This is a genomic window from Micromonospora endolithica, from assembly GCF_003626595.1.
GTDB lineage: Bacteria > Actinomycetota > Actinomycetes > Mycobacteriales > Micromonosporaceae > Micromonospora > Micromonospora endolithica.
Genome location: NZ_RBAK01000006.1, coordinates 15,051 through 33,431, shown reverse-complemented (window position 1 = coordinate 33,431; position 18,381 = coordinate 15,051). Strand labels below are relative to the sequence as shown.

Sequence of the window (18,381 nt, the reverse complement as noted above, 5' to 3'; positions counted from 1 at the left end):
TGGCATGGGTTCAGCGACGATCAACTGCAGCTCGGTGTGCCCACCATGAGCTGCGCCGTCAGGTCCATGCTCCCGCGCCCGGCGCCGTTGTCGTCGAGGGCGGTGAGGTTGGCCCGCATCTGGTCGGCTTCGGGCATGTCGAGGTCGGTGTAGAGAGTCAGCGCCCGTTGGAAGTGATCGCGGGCGGGTGCGGGTGCCCCGAGAGCGCGGTGGGCGTGGCCGAGACCCGTGTGGGCGCGGGCGTGCTCGTGATGTGCGCCGATCTCGACGGCGATCGTGTGTGCTGCGGTGTGGTGGATGAGGGCGTCGGCGACGTTGCCCGTAACGCGAGCTGCTTCGGCGATTCCGTTGAGCGCGTTAGCTTCGCCGTACCGTTCGCCGGTCTCGCGAAAGATATCGAGTGACTGCTGGTGATGGTCGGTAATTTGGCCGAGGCGGGTGTGGAGCGTACCGAGGCTGTTCAGCGTCCAGGCCTCGCCGGTGTGGTTGCCGAGTTGACGGTACAAGGCCAGGGCCTGCTGCAGGTGGGTCGTGGCGGCCCGGTGCCGACCCAGCCGTATCTCGATGTCGCCGAGAGTGTTCAGCGTCCATGCTTCGCCGGTACGGCCACCGAGTTGCTGGAACAGGACCAGAGACTGTCGCACGTGCTCGGCGGCCAGCCCGTACCGACCCAGTTGCGCTTCGACTTCCCCGAGGTTGTTCAGCGCGTGCGCTTCCCCGGCCTGGTGGCCGGCCTGCCGGAACAGGGCCAGGGCCTGACCGTAGCTGTTGGCGGCTGGCCGGTTGCGGCCGAGCCGTGACTCGACGACACCAAGGTTGATCAGTGTGCGGGCTTCACCAATGTGGTCGCCGGTTCGCCGGAACAGGGTCCTGGCCCGCTGGAGGTGCTCGATGGCCGGCCCATATCGGCCGAGCTGTGTGTGGGTGGCGCCGAGGCTGGTCAGGGCGTGGGCTTGCCCGGCCGGGTCACCGGCGCGGCGAGCGGCGTCACGGGCGTGCTCGTGGATGGTGAGGGCGTCGGTGGGATGCCCACCGTGCAGGTACTGGAACAGGGTGGCCGACAGCCGGGCGGTGTGGGAGGGCCAGCCGTGTGCGGCGGTGTGGGCGGCGACGGCGACCAGAGCCGGGCGTTCGGTGTCCAGCCAGCCACTGGCGGTCTCCGCGTCGCTCGGAGCCGCGACGGTGACGGCGTCCGATGACGCCTTGCGGTGCGATCCGGCCGGGTACAGGACGTCCATCGCGGCGGTGGCGGTCTCCACGTAGTAGTCGAACAGACGGGTCAGGGCGGCGCGGCGTTGGGGTGGCGGATCTTCGTCGCTGCAACGGCTGGTGGCGTACGCGCGGATCAGGTCATGAAGGGCGTACCGGCCAGGGGCGGCCTGTTGTAGCAGGTGGTCCCGGTGGAGGTGGTGCAGATGAGCCCTCGCCTCGGACGTGGCGATGCCGGTCAGGGCCGCGACGGCCCGAGCGTCGAAATCATCAGCAGGATGTGCCGCCACGAAGCGCAACAGCCGTCGCCGGTCGGCGGGCAGATGTCGGTAGGAGAGATCGAAGGCAAGCTCGACGCTGACGTCGAGGCGCCGCTGGTCATGGCGTTCGTCGAGCCTGTCGGCTTGGTCGGTCAACGTCCAGCCGGATCTGCTTCTGATGTGGGCGTTGACCAGCCCGAGCGCGAGGGGGAGGTGGCCGCAACGCTGAGCGATCCGGACCACCGCGTTCGGGTCGGAGCCGCTGGGGACCTGCGATACGCCTACCGCGAGCAGGGCAGCCGACTCGTCGGGGGTGAACAGGTCCAGCGTGAGCTGAGTGGCGTGCGGCAACTCGCCGAGGTCGCGTCGGCTGGTGATCAGCACCGGGCAGCCCGGAGTGTCGGGCAGCAGCGGGCGGGCCTGTTCGGCGTCGCTGGCGTTGTCCAGCACGACCAGAGTACGGGTACCGACGAGGAGGCGGCGGTAGGCGGCAACCCGGGCGGGCAGGTCGTACGGGATCTGCTGGCCGGCGACGCCGAGCAGGCGCAGGAAGCCCTCGAGGACCGAAGCTGGGTCGGCCGGCGGTTGAGTGGTGTCCGGGTGGAATCCGCGAAGGTTGACGAACAAGATCCGGTCGAACGGTTCCTTCCGGTGCAGGGCATGCGCGGCGTGGATGGCGAGTTGGGTCTTGCCGACGCCCGCCATACCCTGGATCGCCATCACGGCCGCGCCACCATCCAGGTCGCGCTTGCGTAGCTCTCGTCGGATCCGGTTCAGCGCGGCGGTACGGCCGACGAAGCCGGCCAGGTCCTGCGGCAGGTTGCCATGGACTCGCACCTGTGATGCCGCCCGGGCTTCCCCGCCGACCACGCGAAGTGCCTGCCGCCACTGCGCCACGTACCCCACGTCCGAATGAAGCGCTTCGACAACGGCGATCACCAGATCGGTGTTGACCCGCCTTCGACCGCTCTTGAAACAGTCAGCGACCGTGGTCCTCCTGGCAACCACGCCGCCGGTCCGGCCCGCGGCCTTCCCGGCCGCGTTGATCCGGTTCTTGATCACGTCGTAGGACGGGTCGCCGGCCCATACCTTCAGCGTCCGCAGTCTCTGGGCCACCTCGTCCAGGGACTCGGCCGGCCCCGGATCCGGCGGCGCCACACCGCCACCACTCGCAAGCGACTCGGTCATGGCAGCTCCCGGGCAGTCCTGATCTCGGGCTTGTGCTTCTTACTAGACCCTCTGCCCTCCGGCAGCGTCACGGGATCTGTCCTTGATCTGCTGATCGGACACCGAGCGCACCGGTGCTGGGCAAGGCCCGCCCGTCCGGAGTCGTCCGGGATTGCCCCATGGTCCGGCGGCTCGCCACACACTTCAGCGAGATGCCAGGCCGGCACCGGCGGCATTCGCCGGTCACGGTCGGGCCAGCCGTCCAGCTCCGGAGGGAGGTGTCGCCATGAAGATCCAGATCCGTCGTCTCGAGAAGATCGAGACCACCGTCATCTGCGCTTGCAGCCCCTGCACGGACTGCTGACCCGACGGTCCTGGTCACCGCCTGCCCAGGCGGTGACCAGGACCGCCATCACGACCTGGGGCGACGGTCGACCCCACCAGGACCCGAAGGAGCGAGTACGGATGAGGCGACCCCGTATCAAGAGCGTGTTTCCACCCATCCCTCTGGGCGACGGCCGTATCCGCATCGGCGGCGGCGACTACGGCATCGCCTCGGAGATGGTCGACGACGAGCGCGGCAACACCTGGCACCTGTTGAGCCTGATGGACGGTACGCGGACCCGACCCGAGCTGGCGGACGCCATGGCGGAGCACGATCCGGGCATCACCGCCGTCGAAGTGGACGAGTCCATCGACGCGCTGATCGGCATGGGCTTCGTGGAGGACGCCGCCGTACCCCCACCGGCCCGGCTGCCGGCGGTGGAACGCGAGCGGTACCGGCGCAACCTGGAGTTCTTCTCCTACTTCCACAAGCCACCGCTGACCGCGGCCGATTTCCAGCTACGGCTGCGCGACGCCCGGGTCACGGTACTCGGGATCGGCGGCCTCGGGTCGTACGTGGCCATGAGCCTGGCCGCCATCGGGGTCGGCGACATCCTGCTCGTCGACGACGACGACGTGGAACTGATGAACCTCAACCGCCAGGTGCTCTACACCGACGCCGACGTCGGGCAGCCCAAGGTGACCGCCGCCGTCCGCCGGCTGAACGAGATCAACCCGCATGTCCGGATCAGCGCGCGCAACGCGCGGGTCGACGGGGTGGCGGCCGCCCGCGCCTGCATGGCCGGTCGAGACCTGGTGATCTGCGCCGCTGACCGACCCCGCCTGACGCTCTACCAGTGGCTGAACGAGGCGGCCCTGCGAGAGGGCACCGCGTGGATGCGCGGTTCCAACGACGGGCTCACGGTCAGCCTCTTCCTGCACGTGCCCTACCGGACCGCGTGCTTCCAGTGCGTCGAGCAGGACGCCGCGGCCAACCATCCGGAGTACGCGCCGATGGCCGAGTACGTGGTCGGGGTGATCGGCGACCGGACCATCAACCCGTGCAACGCGCCGATGGCCGGGATGATCGGCAACTTGGCCGCCCTGGAGGCCGTCAAGCACCTCACCGGCATGGCGGAACCGGTCATCGTCGGCCGGAAGCTCGTCGTCGACGTGCACCGCATGGAGACGCAGTTCGCCGAGGGCACGCTGCTCGACGACTGCGCCGCCTGCGGTCCGGACGGTCGGGTCCCCCGCCCTGGCGTGGCGCCCGGCGGCCTGCGGGCCGCGGTCGCGTCCGGGTCCGTGACGTGACCAGCGCGCTCACCGACACCACCGTCGTTTGGCTGCATCCGCTGCACATCGGCGAGAGCGAGGACGGTGTGTGCGAGGTCGGCCGGGTCGACACCGGCGACTTCATCGAGTTGCCGGCCGAGGGGGTCGACCTCGTCCGGTGGCTTGGCGAGGGGCTGCCGCTCGGCGAGGTCCGCCGGCGGTTCGCCGAGCGGTACGGCACCGAGCCGGACCTCGCCGACTTCCTCGACGGCATGGCGTCCTGCGGCTTCCTGCGGGTGGACGCCGCGACCGGCGACGGAGGAGCCACGGTCGGTTCCGGCGGACCGGCGACCGGGGCCGGCACCCCGCTGTCCCCCGGCGCCGGCCCCTCCCGCCGGGGGGTAGCGGTGCTGGCGAACCTGCCGCCGCACCGGGTCTCCTGGCTGCTCGCGCCGCCGATGCGGCTGCTCTACGTCGGCAGCTGGCTGACCGTACCGTTGCTGCTGGTGCTCGTTCCCTCGCTGCGGCCCACCCCGGCCGACGCGTTCCTCCTGGACGGGGTGCTGGCCAACGCCCTGGTCGTCGCGGCGGTGGCCTGGATGCTGGTGCTGCTTCACGAGCTGGCGCACGCGGCCACCGTGCGGGCGCTGGGCGTCACGGGACGGCTCTCCATCAGCCGAAGGCTGTGGTTCCTGGTGGCGCAGACGGAGATGTCGGCCGTCCGATCCGTGCCCCGGCGCCGCCGTTACGCCCCGTACCTGGCCGGGCTGACCTGGGACCTGTTGCTCATGTCGGCCTGTCTGGTCCTGCAACTCGCCGGTCTGCACGAGCAGCTGGTGCGCGGCGTCGTCTACACGCTCACGCTGTCGGTGGTCTACCAGTTCCTGGTGTTCATGCGGACCGACATCTACTACGTCCTGGGCAACTGGCTGCGGCTGGGCGACCTGATGGGTGACACCCGGCGCTGGCTGGCCAACCAGACGCGGCGGCTGGTCGGCCGCGGCCCCGGGCACGACCTCGGCGGCGTGCCGGCCCGGGAACTGCGGATCATCCGCTGGTACGCGCCGTTCTACCTGCTCGGCTCGCTCGCCGTGACCGCGGCGCTGCTGGCCCTCACGGTGCCCGCCATGGTCACGATGGTCGGGCTGGCCATCGACGGCCTCGACTCCCCGGTCGACGGGCTCGCCTTCTGGAACGGCGTCGGCTTTCTCGCGCTCGTCGCCCTGCAACTCGCCACCTTCGGCTGGGTCTTCGTCACCGAACGTCGTACCGCTGCCTGATCGGCTCGTCCACCGCACCGCTACCAGGAAGGCAAGGACGCGAACCGTGCTACTCACCGCGCCGCATCGACTGCTGGCCGCCCTACTGACGCCGGCCCTGGCCACCGGCCCGGTCGCCGCCGTGGCCCCACCGGCGGCGGTCGACGCCGGGCCGGGCCGGGCCGTCATCGTCGTCCTCGCCGACCAGCACGACGCTCCGGCCGGGCGGCGGCTCACCGAGAGGGCCGCCCGGATCGCCGCCGACCAGCAGCCGATGCTCGCTGACCTGCGCCGTGCCGGCGCCACCCGGGTGAAGCCCTTCCGCATGGTGAACGCCATCGCCACGACCCTGCCGGAGCGGACCCTCGCGGACCTGGCGTCCCGACCCGGGGTGCGAGCCGTGCTGCCCGACACCCCGCTGCGGCTGCGCCAACCGGTCGCCCCGGCCGGCGGGAACCGGCCCGCTCCAACGGCCGGCGGGGTCGGGATGGGTGGGCGGACCTGCGCCGCGCCGGGTGAGCCGCCGTTGACCGAACCGGAAGGGCTGGCGTTGACGCGTACCGTCGGATCAGCCCAGGAACCCGGTGCCCACGACCTGGCCGACGGTTCGGGGGTGCGGGTCGGCGTGCTCGGCGGAGCGATCGACCCGGCGGCGGCCGAGTTCGTCCGCGACGGGCGATCGGTGGTGGCCGGCTACGCCGACTTCACCGGCGACGGCCTGGACGCTCCCTCGTACATCCTGGAATCCTTCGGCGACGCGAGTGTCGTGGCGGCCCAGGGCGTCGGCGTCTACGACGCCGGGCGGTACGGGCATCCGGTGCACCGCCCCGACAAACCGTGCCCGATGCGGATCCTGGGCGTCGCACCAGCGGCCACCGTGCACGTGGCCAAGGTGTTCAGTAACGTCGCGGCGCCCACGTCAGTCGTCCTACAGGGCATCGAGTGGGCGGTGCTCCACGAGCGCGTCGACGTGCTGAACGAGTCGTTGGTGGGCTACGGCTATCCGGACACGGCCGCCAACGCCCTGCGGCTCGCCAATGACGCGGCCGTCGCGGCGGGAGTGACCGTGGTGGTGGCCACCGGGGACGCCGGACCGGACGACACCCTGGGCTCGCCGGCGAGCGACCCGGACGTCATCGCCGTCGGCGCAAGCACCCAACTGCGCGCGTACGGCCAACTCGGGTACGGCGGGTCACCGCTCGGCGGCGGCGGCCACCGGTCCGACTCGGTGTCCGCGTTGAGTTCCGGCGGCACCGCACAGGCGGAGCCCCGCACCGTCGACCTCGTGGCGCCCGGCGACACCGGGTGGGCTGCCTGCTCGACGGACACCGCGCGCTACCAGAGCTGCGTCTCCTTCTTCGACGGCGGCACCCCCAGCCCGTTCTTCCTGTTCGGCGGCACCAGCGCGGCGGCGCCGTTCGTGGCCGGCGCGGCGGCGTTGGTGATCCAGACGGTGCGCCGGCACACGGGCGACACACCAACCCCCGAGCAGGTCAAACGCATTTTGATGAGCTCTGCGACCGACCTGCGGCAGCCGGCCAGCCAGCAGGGAGCCGGGCGGGTGGATACCCTCGCCGCGGTGCGTCTGGCCGCCGCCCTGGCCGGCCACCCGGGGTCAACCGGCCCCGCCGGTGCCCCTGCCGGTGGTCGGCCGGCCTCGGAGGACAAGGCGGGGCTGCTTGTCGCTACCTCGACGGCGAGCGTCACTGGCGGGGCGGGGCGGGTCGCGCCGGTCGCGGTGCACGTCACCAATCCGGGCGCGCACACCCGTCGCGTCACCGTCGGCCTGCGGTCCACCGCGCCGACCCGCAGCCTGGCCGCCGGTCAGGTGACGCTGGCCGCGGGTGCCGGCAGGGCGTTCGCCGACTCCGATGGCGTACCGGCGAACGCCCGCCTGGTGCCGGTCACCGTGCCCGGCGGGACCGACCAGCTCCAGGCCGCGGTGGCCTGGGATCCCCGGTCGCACGCCGCGCCGGTCTCGGTGAGCGTCTTCGATCCCGCCGGCCAGCTCGCCGGTTACTCGCTGCCGCTGGGCAACGGAGGGTACGGGCGAGTGACGGTGGCCCGGCCGCAGCCGGGCCGCTGGACCGTGGCGATCTGGACCCGCGACGACGGGTCACCGCCGGTGGGTGCGGTCCGATACGACGTCACCGTGCTGCGGCTGACTCCGCGCACCGGCCCCTCGGTCGTCGTGCCGCCCGGCGGTACGCGGACCGCCTGGTTGCCGGTCCGCCTGCCGACCACGGCCGGTGACTCGTCGGCCACCGTGACCGTCGCCGCCGGCGCGACGGGTTACGCGGCGCTTCCGTTGGGCCTGCGGGCGCTGGTTCCGACCGGCCCCTCCGGCGGCAGCTTCCGCGGCATCTTCTCCGGCGGCAACGGCGCCCTCGCCGGGTGGGCTCTACTCGGGCAGCGGCGCAGCTTCCAGTTCGAGGTACCAGCCGGGAAGCCGACGCTGGCCGTGTCGGTGGGGGCGGGCGACGACCCGGAGCTGGAGGTCTGGGGCTTCCTCGTCGACCCAGCCGGGATGCCACTCGCGGCCAGCAGCTCCCGCTCGGCGGGAACGGCGGCGCCGCCCAGGCTGGACCTGGTCCGGCGTGCCCCACAGGCAGGCCGATGGACCGTGGTGCTGGTGCTCACGGCGCCGACCGCCACTGTCCGGACCCGCCAGCCGTTCCACGGTCGGGTGGGATTCGCCCCGCTGCCGGTCGTGGCGACCGGTGTGCCGGCGGGTGCCGTGCTGCCGGCGGGCCGTCCGGCTGAGGCCACCCTCACGATCACCAACACCGGTACCGCACCGGCGTCGTACTTCGTGGACGCCCGGCTGGACGCCGTCGGCGAGGTGCCGCTGCGGCCGGTGGCGTCCGCCGCGTATCGGACACCGGTATCCGGGGCCGACGTCTACCCTCGCTTTCCGGTACCGACCGGCACCACACGGCTGCGGATGTCGGCCGATTCGGCGGTGCCGCACGTGCTGGACACGCAGCCATACGGCGAGAACGGCTACTACGTCGGTGACCCGGACCTGGCCGGAACCGCCGGCCGGCGGTCGGAGGTGGTTGTCTCGTCGGCCGAGGTGGCGGCGACGACCTGGATCTGCAACGCCAACCGTGCCGGGCCGTTCGGCGCTACGCCCCAGCCGTCGGCCCGAGTGGACTGCGAGGCCACCGCACTGACTCGACTCTTCGACCGGCGGATCACATCGTCCACCGGCAACTACTGGCGGCGAGTGGTCGAGGGGTCGACCGAGCCGTACACGCCGCTGACGCTGGCGCCGGGGCAGAGCGGCCGGATCACAGTGGTCTTCAGCTCGGACGAACCGGTGGCAGAACGCGTCTCCGGGTCGCTGACAGTGATCACCCTGGACGCACGTACCGGGTTCGGCACGGAGGTGGCTGCGGTGCCCTACGCGTACACGGTGGGATCGGCGTGACCACGGCCTCGCCCCGTTCGAGTGAGATGGAAGCGGTGCAGGTCGAAGGCGGCCTCGACGGCTTCCGAGGGCTACCCGCGGGAGTGCGCTCCGGAGCCCGGCACGCGTAGCACCGGCTTGATGACCTCGCCGCTCGCCGCCGCGGCCGGTCGTGTCGAGCACGTAGCCGACGCCTCCGCCGGAGATCGCTCCCAAGCTATGGGGCAAAACGGCAGCAGCCCGCTACCGGCGAATCCGGTAACGGGCTGCTGACCAGGAGACATACATGGTGGGCGATACTGGGATCGAACCAGTGACCTCTTCGGTGTGAGCTGTCGGCGAGCCGGTCCGATCGGGTGTCATCCGAGGTCGTCCAGCCTGCTGGGGTCGCTTCGGGTCGGGTTCGGTGGGCTGGGTTGCTGTACTTCGCTGCTGTACTGCTCATCGACGAGGAACCGCCCGAAGTGGGCGCGCATGCGTAGCCAGTGCTGGCGGTCGTCGCAGGGGTGGAGTCGGCCGCACCGGCACAGGCTCAGGGCCGACTCCGAGTGCTTGATCAGCAGGATGTCCGCGTGTGCCACCTGCGCCTTGGCGTACTCGCGAAAGGCTGTCGAGGTGTAGATGGCTCCCATCGGTCACCGCCCTGTCCTGCGGGCGCGGCGGTGATGCCAGAGGACTTCGGCGACGGCGTCGGTGGGGTCGATGTCCCCGGCTGCCAGGCGCTCGCGGGTGACGGCGATCCAGGGTGGCGAGGCGGGGGTGGCTTCGCCGCAGGCGGTTCGCATCCCCTCCTGCGCGAGCTGGGCCAGCCGGCAGGGGTCGCGTTGGTTCTCATGCCAGCAGCCGGCGACCACGCAGAAGCCGGCGCTGTCCGGCCGGTGGGCCTCCCAGAGAGCGCGGGCCAACCGCCACAGCAGGCGGTGCTGGCACTCGTCGGGCGGTTCCACGGGCGGGTTGTCGACATCGAAGGACATGCGCCGACCATCCCGGCCGACGGCGGGCCGCGCCATGGCCAGCGGTCATGTCACGGTGACATGGGACGGCTCGACCAGCACGAATGGCCGCTCTAGGCTGTCGGCCTGAACACCTTGAGTAGTCGGAACGCGACGCTGGGAGCTGCCGTGCTGCTCGATCCGCTGCGAATACCGGAGGATGCGTGGTCTCACGGCGAGGTGCTGACCGCCCTGGCCGTCCGCGACATCGGCAGGCTGTTCCGCTGGATCGCCAGTCTCACCGGGGCGAGTCAGAGCCGGATCGGGGCCGCCGTCGGGCTGGAACAGGGCTACGTCAGCCGGATCATGGCCGGACGCAAGGTCACCTCGATCGACGTGCTGGAGCGGATCGCCGACGGCTGCGGGATGCCTGACCGGGCGCGGACCACGATGGGCCTGGCACCCCGGCAGGCCGCGCCACCGGCCGACCCCGGCCGGCTCACCCCCGGTCGGCCCAGCGAACCGCCGGCCAGCCGGACCTGGCAGGACGACGTGCGCAGTGCCGCAGAGCTTTGGCGAGGTGACGTGAACCGTCGAGACGTACTCCGGCAGGTGGCCTTCAGCTCCGCCGGCTCCACCCTTCCGGCGTTGCGCTGGTTCACGGCCCCCGATCCGGCCCCGGTGACCCAGCCCGGCCGTGATGCCGTCGGTCAACCGCAGATTGACACCATCCGCGCGATGACCGCGACCTACCGCGGGCTGGACAACCAGTACGGCGGCGGGCACGCCCGCGACACTGTGGCCCGCTACCTCCATCAGGAGGTGACTCCGCTCCTCACCGACGGCCGGTACGACCACCCGATCGGTCAGCGGCTGCTCAGTGCCGCTGCCGAACTTGCCCAACTCGCCGGCTGGCAGGCGTACGACACCGCCGAACACGGCATCGCCCAGCGTTATCTCACCCTCGCCTTGGACTTCGCCCACGCCGCAGGAGACAACGGCCTCGGCGCGGAGATCCTCGCGGCGATGAGCCACCAGGCCACCTACCTCGGCCACACCACCACCGGCCTCGACCTCGCCCGCGCCGCCGGCCGGACCGCCCGCCGCGCCGGAATTGCGGTCCTGGTCGCCGAAGCCCATGTCATGGAAGCCCACGCCCTGGCGCAGGCCCGTGACGAACGGGCTTGCGCCGTCGCCCTGCACCGGGCAGAACAAGCCCTCGACCGGGCCGACCGCAGCGCCGACCCCCAATGGCTCAGCTATTTCGACGAGGCGTACCTGGCGGCCAAGTTCGGCCACTGCTTCCTCGCCCTCGGCCGCAACACCCACGCCGAACGCTTCGCCGCCCGATCCCTCCGCATGGACAACCGATACGTACGGGGCAGAGCCTTCAACCTGGCTCTGCTCGCCAGCGTCCACGCCCAACAGGGCGAACCCGACCGAGCCTGCGCCATCGGCGCGGAAGCCTTGACCCTGACCACCCAGCTCCGCTCCGCCAGAGCCGTCCGCTACCTCCGCGACCTGCAAGGCCAGCTCGCCCCACACCGGCGACTACCCGCCGTCCGGCATTTCACCAGCCGCGTCGACGCCACCCTCGGCCCTCGACGCTGACCCTCACAGCTCTCCCTTAGCCTTACGCGCGACCAACTCCAGCACAGCGATCACCGTGCCGGCACCGACAATCTCGCCCCGAGCCACAAGCTGGTACGCCTCGTCGAGCGGAATCCAGGCAATCTGCTCAGCTTCGTTCACGTCCACGGGCTCGCCGATGTGCTCGGCCTGCCGGGCGAGGAAGAGCAGATTCTCTGCGTCGGCAGTGCCAACCCACGGTTGGAAGGACAGCAGCGGCTCAACCCTCCGAGGGCGCCAACCGGTCTCCTCCTCGACCTCCCGCATCGCACAGACCGCCGGCTGCTCACCCTCATCGACGTAACCGCCGGGCAGCTCCCATACCCAACGGTCGAAGACGAACCGGTGCCGCCGCATCAAGAGCAGGTGCTCCTGGTCGTCGACCACCGCCACCATGGCCGACCGCGGAGCACGGATCACGTACTGCTCGAACCGAACCCCGTCGGGCAGCTCGACCTCCGCGATACTCAGCTGTGCCCGGCGTGTGTCGTCCACCACGCGCTCGCCGTGGATGGTCCATCGGGTCAACTCCGTAGCCTGCTTCTCCACCACCCCGCCAGTATCCGCACCGACTCCTCACCATTCTCGACAGGCATCTGCTGGCCGACCACCCGATGCCTCGCTTGTAAGTTCTGGACGCGCCGTCCGGCAGCATCCGCCCGCGTTCACCACCTCGGACGCTGATTGCGTCCGGCCGCCGGCGGCTGGCCTCCTCTCGGCACGTTGCTGTCACTGCTGCTGTCAGCGACCTCCGCGTGAGAACGATCAGATCCGGCGGCGAGGTTCCTTCCCGGGACCGTCGCCGTACGGGAGCGAGACGCCCAAGGCTCGCCAGAGGTCGTGGAGCACCCGCCCAAGCCTTTCGCTGTCGTCACTCGACAAATGAGCGAGAGGCATGCCGGCGGCCTGGTGCTCGCCGATGTTGTAGATCAGGTCCGCAAGCGACGTGGCTGTCGGCCGGTCAAGGCGAAGAACAACTTCCTCTTCCTCGGGCATGACCCGCACCCTACGGCTGTCTGACGGCCCGGCCGCGATCCGGACCGCCCGTCCAGCCCGAAGTCGGTGAGTTGAAGCGGAACTTAGAGCCCCGGCGCACCTACCAGCGGCAACGGCACCTGATGCCTGCTCGCACGGCGTTTCGGTCTGCCATGGTTCGACGCTCTTTGACGACGTTTCACGCTGTCTTGTGCCCCCTATGTGCCCTGCGGCTCCGCGTCGGCTCGCGTGCTCGACCATGGTTCGCCGCCCTCGATCTTCGCCACTTCGACCATGGGCACCTTCGCCACCAAGACCAGAACGGCCGGAGCCGCAACTGACCAGCCGAGGACCTGAACCTGCTCCTGCTCCTCACTGGTGGCGTTGGCAAGGACGGAGAAGAGGGCATGGCCGTCATGCTCGGTAAAGCCGTCGGCAGCCAGCTCGACCGTCGCCCCAGACCGGAGCGTGACAACCCAGCGACTTGGCGGTCCTGCGGCGAAGTCCACGAACTCAGATTGTAGGGACGGCTGCTACGTCTGCCGCTGCGGCAGCGACTTCTTCGTCCCGAAGGACCCACCAGTCGTTGATGAGCTCCGGTCGCAGCAAGGCTGAGCCGCCCGAACGGTCCACCGTAGTTTAGGGACGTCCGGCGTTGCTCGTTCCCATCGTCACCCAGTTGGTCACCCATCTCGCATGCCAGACACGGCATCTGCGCCCCCCGCCTGTGCCCCCACACCGCCGGGAAACGGCCACCGTCCGAACGCCTGGCAGACTGCCGCTATGCCGTCTGAACCGGAGTCGTGGACCATCGAGCACTTCTCACAGGCCAACCCAGTAGGTCCCGGCCAAGACAGCGTCCCCGCACTGCTGCGCCGCATCGCCGACAGCATCGAACAACGGCCCGGCATCGAGGTCCAGGACGTCATCCTGCACAGCGAGGTGACTGCCGACGGCAACTGGTGGTCGGCCACCGTCTACTTCCATGAACCGTCGCTCTAGCGAGTCGTCCAGGCGTCCGGGCCAACCCCTCGCTTGTAAGTTCTGGGCGCTCCGTCCGGCAGCGTCCGTCCGCGTCCGTGACCTCGGGCTACGATCCATGCCCGGTCGCTGCCGGCTGTCCTCATCTCGGGCCGTTGCTGTCGCCGTTGCTGTCGACAGCAGTTATGAGAAGGCGCGACTCGCCCTTCGGATCCTAGAGTGGCATCCATGTCGGGCCGGCGGGAACGCATGCGTCGGGAGCTGGGCAACTTCCTCAAGGAGTATGGCCGCAGCTCTCGATCTCGCAATGGGATGGATCCGAACGATCGCCAGTACAGCCGCAAACTGGAGACCCAAATCAAGCGGCTACGCCCTGAGGACCTCGACCGCCTGATGCGGGACGACGAGGACGACCATTAGCGACGGACCGTCAGCTTGAAAGGTGCCTTGATCTCACCCGTGTCCCCGTCCGGCGTTGCTCGTGCCCATGGTCACCCAGTCGGTCACCCAGCTCGGGTGTCGGACGTTGAAGCGGAACATAGAGCCGCTGTCCCGCCACCAGCGGGGACGGCTGATGACACCTGCCCACGGGGCGTCTCGGGTTGCCATTGCTGGTGGTTGGTTGACGACGTTTGACATTGTCTTGTGCCCCCTGTGTGCCCACCCCGACAGGAGCGAGGGGCAGAGGTAGGTTCCGACCTCCCAATTACGAGTCGGCTGCCCGGCGCTGGTTCACCGGCTGGTACTCATGGCCCGCTGGTGTCCCGGTCCGTCATCGTCCGTTGACGACCGTTGGCTTGGCTGCTCGGTTGGCTGCTCTGCCCTCGATCGCGTGTGATGCTTGTTGAGAACATCAATCGCCTCGGTGAAGCTGCTCCGAGCAGGGCGAGAGCCCGTAGGTTGTGCCTGGCCCGGATCGCGTCGTCGAGGTTTCGGCTGTCCACCTGGCCAGACGCGCACTCGGCGAGCAGCCTAGTCCGTATGATTTGCCATAGCGTCGGCCTTCTTGGCGTCGTGACGTCGCCATCTGGACGATCCACGAACGCGATCGTCTATACACGGTACGTGAAGTTCGGCCTAGTATGGGTAAATGCCTGAGCCGATGACTGCAGACGAACTCGCCGAAATATATCCGGGCGATGACTTCAGAGACTCACTCGCAGATCTGCTCGATGTTCAACTTCTGCTGATCGAGTGCAAGCTTCGCCAAGACTACCGAATCTCTAAAGAGATGTATGAGACGGTGCACCTGACCGAGGCCGGCGAGCGGATGGTGCAGGCATTTCTTAGGAAGGGAATCAAGTACCCGGAAGCGCGATTTATGTGTTTACTCCGAATTTTAGGCAACGAGCTGTTAGCTGACCCGATTCAGACTGACACTCAGCGGCTCATAGAAATCATTAGTGAGCAAATTCGGGATACGACGATTAGGTTTCCCTACACGTATGGCCGACTTCTCTACGATAGGCTGCTAACCTTTCCCTTCGGGGAAAGCCGCACGGTGTTGTCCAGCAAGGAAACATTCGAAGTACTGGAGGGCACACCGCAGGGCGTCTCTCAAGTCGGACGTTTGGTCACTGGACCATATGGACTGCTTCAGACACCGCATCGGCGATCCATTCACCCCGCCGACGAAGTGCCTTTCCACTGCTCGGACATCAAGTGTACTACTGTACATTCACGTACTTTTGTAACCGACCAGACGGCGCCAATTAACGAAGCGCGCGATATTGCGGAAAAGGTCCTTCTGAAAGAAGGGCAAGCAAGCGACTGGAACGGCTACATTCGGCGCTTCAACATGTACGCCTCAATGCCTTGGAATGACCTCAAAGGTGATTCTCTCGCATATCTCCTTGGGGACGCGCTGACCCTAGCGGAAATGAGAGCGCTGGCCGCTTGGCTCTTGGACAGAACGAAGAATGAGCTTCGGCAAGTAGCCGCGAAGGTAGGGATTCGACCAGGACCCGCCGCCGCCATGGTGTCAACTCTTGGCCCAGCCGAACTTCTGCAGCTAATGCTGATGGCTTCCGATCAGGCAATCGCGAATGGCTTGGACTCCCTTGTTGCCGACGGAACAATTCTTGTGCCACTAGGTCAAGTACGGAGGCCGGTTATCAACGGCGGGGAGGGTTCCGGTTGGTATGGACTGCGCCCTGAACTCGGCCGCTTTGGCATTCGTCAGTCGTCATCTGAGTTCTCTCTCGCGCCACAGCGGCTGCGCCGCCTCGTGGGGCAGATGTACATGCTGCACAAGGAGAGTGAGCGCGACGAGCTGGACTGGCAACTAAGAGGTGAAGACGCTCCTACTCTGGATGCGAAGATAGAGAGCTATCTGCAGAAGAGCAGTCCTCGGGAGGCGGTTTCTTCGCTCCTCTTGGCCAGGAAGAGCAATTTCATTGTTGCTGCATCAAAGATCGGGCTAGCCGAAGACGTATTGCTTACCGATGAGGATCGGGTGAATGCGGTTCTGTGGAAGCTCGGTTTTCCCGTGGAAGACCTACTTGACCCGCACCGAGATTTCTGGTCCTTACACGAAAAGATGGGACAAGTCACCCGACAGAGTCCTATCAATCCAAGCGCTACCGACGCGGAAAACATCCGCCGATATGCAGCGAGCTTCTTTGTCAAGCTTGAAGACCTCCTCAGAGATTCCTTGTTATATACCACCTGGGCACTTACGCACGACCACTTCGCGAGCACTAGGCCGTTCGTCTACCGGTCTGGCGTCGGGGAAAAGCTGGGACCTAGCGAGGGCGAGGCGCTTAACCGGCTCCGGTCCGCTGACGCCGAGTCTGGCGGCGATGGAGGCGAACACTCGGTGTCCTTTGAGGGCAAGCTGACCCTCTACACCGCCTCCCGTGGCTTCCAAGTCCTAGCGGACTTGTTGTCATCCTTCGAAGCTAGGGCTGAGCAGTACATTAGGCCGACGACAGATTTACCGAGATGGCTTGGCCAGCAGGATCTTCAGGAATTCGTCTTCGTTCATACGATTCCCTTTCTCGACTTGCTGCCCGAAAGCCGGGAATCAATCGTTAGGCAGTTGCGGAACGTCAGCAGGATCCTAGTCAGCGCGGAGGTGAGCGATGCACGAAACGATTGGTTCCATGCGCGACGGAGCCCGGTAGATATAGAGAGACTGCGTCGGAGTTTGGAGGCGGTCAGGGACGCTGTGTTGCTGATACAAGACGGTGGATATAGCCGACAAGTTTATCGTCGCGTTCGCAACGAGACGGACGAGGCAAATAGATCGACCTATGTCCTTGCAGATGCAATCGGCCAGGAAATCGTCTTTTTTAGGCCATCGCGGTACGCGTGGAATAACCTGCCGTCCCTCTTCTCCTCACAGCACGTCATGCTGTCTGCCCGGTTCGCTGAACCGACAGAGGTCCTGCGATTCAAGTTTGAGGTCGAGTCACCCTATACAGATATGTGGCAAGACTATCCGGTTCGCTTACCCTCCACTGCGACGACTGCGGGCCTGCTTCATGCGAATCTTCCGACCCAGCGACATGATCTTTCGCACTCACAGCACCTCAAGTAGCTCCTCCGACCGCGCGCCGTCGCCATCCCGTCTGCCGTCGACCCGCCCTCCTGGGGAGCGGGCCGCCGCCCGGCCCGCCACATCAAGACGGCCTTGACGCCCGTGCGGACGCTGGCGGGTCGGGCGGTGGTCTGCTCGGCTTGCCCGGGTCGATGGCAGACGGGATGGCCTACCGCAACCACCGACGCACCTGGGACCCGCCGACGGATCCCCGACCATCCTGGAGCCGGAGCGCCCCTGCCGGAGGCGCAGTAACCGCCATCCGCCACCGGCCGCCAGCTCGCCGACGCGGCCGGCGTGCGCTGCACTACGCCGCGCGGGCTCGTGGCCGCGCGGCCCGGCCGGCTGCCGGCCCACCACCACCCGGTCAAACGCCCCCTGTCGTCATGCGGCGGCCCCTTGGGCTACCCGCTTCCGCGCCAGCCGCCAGGCGTGTTGCGTGGCCGGAGTCGGAGCGCCAGCGGAGCGACGGACGCGCGCCCAGGCGGCGGCGCGTGCGGCCCGTTCAGGGCCGCCTTGATGGATGTAAGGAAAGTCCTCCCACTCGGCTGACAGCCGTCCGGGCCTCGCCCTGAAAGGATGACGGCATGGACCGCTTCGAGGACCGCTGCTGGCTGGACTGGTGGGCGAACTCGTCCACTCTGCTCGACAGCGTCGAGGTGGCCATCGTGATGGCCGCCACCACCGGCGGCTGGGAGGCGAATGGTCGCCTGGTCAGCGACAGCGGCGAAGACCGCGAGGCGTTTGCATTCCTGTGCGAACTCGACCCCGTCTTCACGCTGCGATTCGCGGACGAGAGCGTTGTCGCCGTCACCGTGCATCCCACGGATGGGCATCGCCGCTTCAGCCTCACCGAGTACACCGGTCCGGTCCAGCGATCGGTTGTCAACCGCATCCCTCTGTAGGCAGCGCCGAACCTGATTGGCTCGACAGCAGTTTCACGGCGCGTTGACGTGTCGGCACCCGGTGCTACTCTGACCCTTGTCGAGCACGCCAGCGCGGCCTTCCCGCCGGACCGCTGAACTCGACGTCGAAGATGCCGAGCGGCCTTCCTGCCGCTGGTGCGGGCCACGCCCCGCCGGCTCTCGATCGCACCGGCCACCATGCCGGTTCCCCGAATCCGCTGAGCGGCCCAGCACGGCCTTTGCTGCCGTCCAAGATGGCTCGGATTCGCTGATCTCCACGGGTGGGGGCCGCCTGCGGTAACCCGCCGGATGCCGATATCCCAGGCTCCCCGCCCGTGCCGGCCTCGATGCCAAAACCACGAGCGCGAAAGGACATGACCCATCGGCGGGAAGTGGCACGATCACGTTTCCGCCCTCCGGCGTCAGCCGCCCTCTCGGCGGTGCCAGGAGACACGACGAACACCACCAGCGGACATGCGTCTACGGCTGGGGTGCTTCGTCTCCCGTCCCTG

Annotated in this window: 14 protein-coding genes; 8 read left to right on the top strand and 6 right to left on the bottom strand. The window is 68.2% G+C overall.

Annotated elements, in window-relative coordinates:
- Window positions 1-20: 20 nt before the first annotated feature.
- Complete coding sequence (locus D7223_RS16555; RefSeq protein ID WP_238162061.1) at window positions 21-2,531, bottom strand: tetratricopeptide repeat protein; 2,511 nt, start codon at window positions 2,529-2,531, stop codon at window positions 21-23.
- Window positions 2,532-3,101: 570 nt separating this feature from the next.
- Between D7223_RS16555 and D7223_RS16550 the strand changes: the two genes are divergently transcribed.
- The 3 genes from D7223_RS16550 to D7223_RS16535 are packed head-to-tail and all read left to right on the top strand — an operon-like array spanning window position 3,102 to window position 8,927.
- The gene (locus D7223_RS16550) at window positions 3,102-4,274 is read left to right on the top strand and encodes a HesA/MoeB/ThiF family protein (protein ID WP_120729313.1); all 1,173 of its coding nucleotides are present in this window, start codon (window positions 3,102-3,104) and stop codon (window positions 4,272-4,274) included.
- Entirely contained in the window at window positions 4,271-5,515 is a 1,245-nt protein-coding gene (locus tag D7223_RS16545) for a hypothetical protein (protein ID WP_120729312.1), read from the top strand. Before D7223_RS16550 ends, D7223_RS16545 begins: the two co-directional genes overlap by 4 nt.
- A gap of 46 nt (window positions 5,516-5,561) precedes the next feature.
- A complete protein-coding gene (locus D7223_RS16535) occupies window positions 5,562-8,927 on the top strand; it encodes a S8 family serine peptidase (RefSeq protein WP_147252564.1) in 3,366 nt (1,121 codons plus the stop codon).
- A gap of 338 nt (window positions 8,928-9,265) precedes the next feature.
- On the opposite strand, the gene D7223_RS16530 is transcribed toward D7223_RS16535, so the two are convergent.
- Together D7223_RS16530 and D7223_RS16525 are read right to left on the bottom strand one after the other, a co-directional pair.
- Window positions 9,266-9,538 (bottom strand): hypothetical protein, encoded by a 273-nt coding sequence (locus tag D7223_RS16530; protein ID WP_120729309.1) that lies wholly within the window; start codon window positions 9,536-9,538, stop codon window positions 9,266-9,268.
- A 3-nt stretch (window positions 9,539-9,541) separates the two neighbouring features.
- Window positions 9,542-9,880: a hypothetical protein gene (locus D7223_RS16525; protein WP_120729569.1), complete on the bottom strand. Its 339-nt coding sequence runs from the start codon at window positions 9,878-9,880 to the stop codon at window positions 9,542-9,544.
- A gap of 147 nt (window positions 9,881-10,027) precedes the next feature.
- On the opposite strand from D7223_RS16525, the gene D7223_RS16520 reads away from it, so the two are divergent.
- Window positions 10,028-11,449 (top strand): helix-turn-helix domain-containing protein, encoded by a 1,422-nt coding sequence (locus D7223_RS16520; protein ID WP_120729308.1) that lies wholly within the window; start codon window positions 10,028-10,030, stop codon window positions 11,447-11,449.
- 3 nt (window positions 11,450-11,452) lie between these two features.
- Here D7223_RS16520 and D7223_RS16515 read toward each other — a convergent pair whose 3' ends face one another.
- The 3 genes from D7223_RS16515 to D7223_RS16505 form a co-directional block, all read right to left on the bottom strand.
- Complete coding sequence (locus D7223_RS16515; RefSeq protein ID WP_120729307.1) at window positions 11,453-12,019, bottom strand: NUDIX hydrolase; 567 nt, start codon at window positions 12,017-12,019, stop codon at window positions 11,453-11,455.
- Window positions 12,020-12,232: 213 nt separating this feature from the next.
- Window positions 12,233-12,463, bottom strand: coding sequence for a hypothetical protein (locus tag D7223_RS16510; RefSeq protein WP_238162060.1), 231 nt, complete (start codon window positions 12,461-12,463; stop codon window positions 12,233-12,235).
- A gap of 197 nt (window positions 12,464-12,660) precedes the next feature.
- The gene (locus D7223_RS16505; protein ID WP_120729305.1) at window positions 12,661-12,951 is read right to left on the bottom strand and encodes a hypothetical protein; all 291 of its coding nucleotides are present in this window, start codon (window positions 12,949-12,951) and stop codon (window positions 12,661-12,663) included.
- A gap of 274 nt (window positions 12,952-13,225) precedes the next feature.
- On the opposite strand from D7223_RS16505, the gene D7223_RS16500 reads away from it, so the two are divergent.
- From D7223_RS16500 to D7223_RS16495, 4 genes are all read left to right on the top strand, one after another.
- Window positions 13,226-13,444, top strand: coding sequence for a hypothetical protein (locus tag D7223_RS16500; RefSeq protein WP_120729304.1), 219 nt, complete (start codon window positions 13,226-13,228; stop codon window positions 13,442-13,444).
- A gap of 207 nt (window positions 13,445-13,651) precedes the next feature.
- The gene (locus tag D7223_RS32530; protein WP_147252565.1) at window positions 13,652-13,843 is read left to right on the top strand and encodes a hypothetical protein; all 192 of its coding nucleotides are present in this window, start codon (window positions 13,652-13,654) and stop codon (window positions 13,841-13,843) included.
- 670 nt (window positions 13,844-14,513) lie between these two features.
- On the top strand, window positions 14,514-16,964 hold the full coding sequence (locus D7223_RS32525; protein ID WP_147252566.1) for a hypothetical protein: 2,451 nt from the start codon (window positions 14,514-14,516) through the stop codon (window positions 16,962-16,964).
- 587 nt (window positions 16,965-17,551) lie between these two features.
- Window positions 17,552-17,869, top strand: a complete 318-nt coding sequence (locus tag D7223_RS16495) for a hypothetical protein (RefSeq protein ID WP_120729303.1) — start codon at window positions 17,552-17,554, stop codon at window positions 17,867-17,869.
- Window positions 17,870-18,381: the final 512 nt, after the last annotated feature.

Coding starts and splice junctions, on each gene's coding strand:
- D7223_RS16550 (WP_120729313.1), top strand. CDS start 3,102: ATGAGGCGACCCCGTATCAAGAGCGTGTTTCCACCCATCCCTCTGGGC.
- D7223_RS16530 (WP_120729309.1), bottom strand. CDS start 9,538: ATGGGAGCCATCTACACCTCGACAGCCTTTCGCGAGTACGCCAAGGCG.
- D7223_RS16525 (WP_120729569.1), bottom strand. CDS start 9,880: ATGTCCTTCGATGTCGACAACCCGCCCGTGGAACCGCCCGACGAGTGC.
- D7223_RS16510 (WP_238162060.1), bottom strand. CDS start 12,463: ATGCCCGAGGAAGAGGAAGTTGTTCTTCGCCTTGACCGGCCGACAGCC.
- D7223_RS16500 (WP_120729304.1), top strand. CDS start 13,226: ATGCCGTCTGAACCGGAGTCGTGGACCATCGAGCACTTCTCACAGGCC.
- D7223_RS32530 (WP_147252565.1), top strand. CDS start 13,652: ATGTCGGGCCGGCGGGAACGCATGCGTCGGGAGCTGGGCAACTTCCTC.
- D7223_RS32525 (WP_147252566.1), top strand. CDS start 14,514: ATGCCTGAGCCGATGACTGCAGACGAACTCGCCGAAATATATCCGGGC.
- D7223_RS16495 (WP_120729303.1), top strand. CDS start 17,552: ATGGACCGCTTCGAGGACCGCTGCTGGCTGGACTGGTGGGCGAACTCG.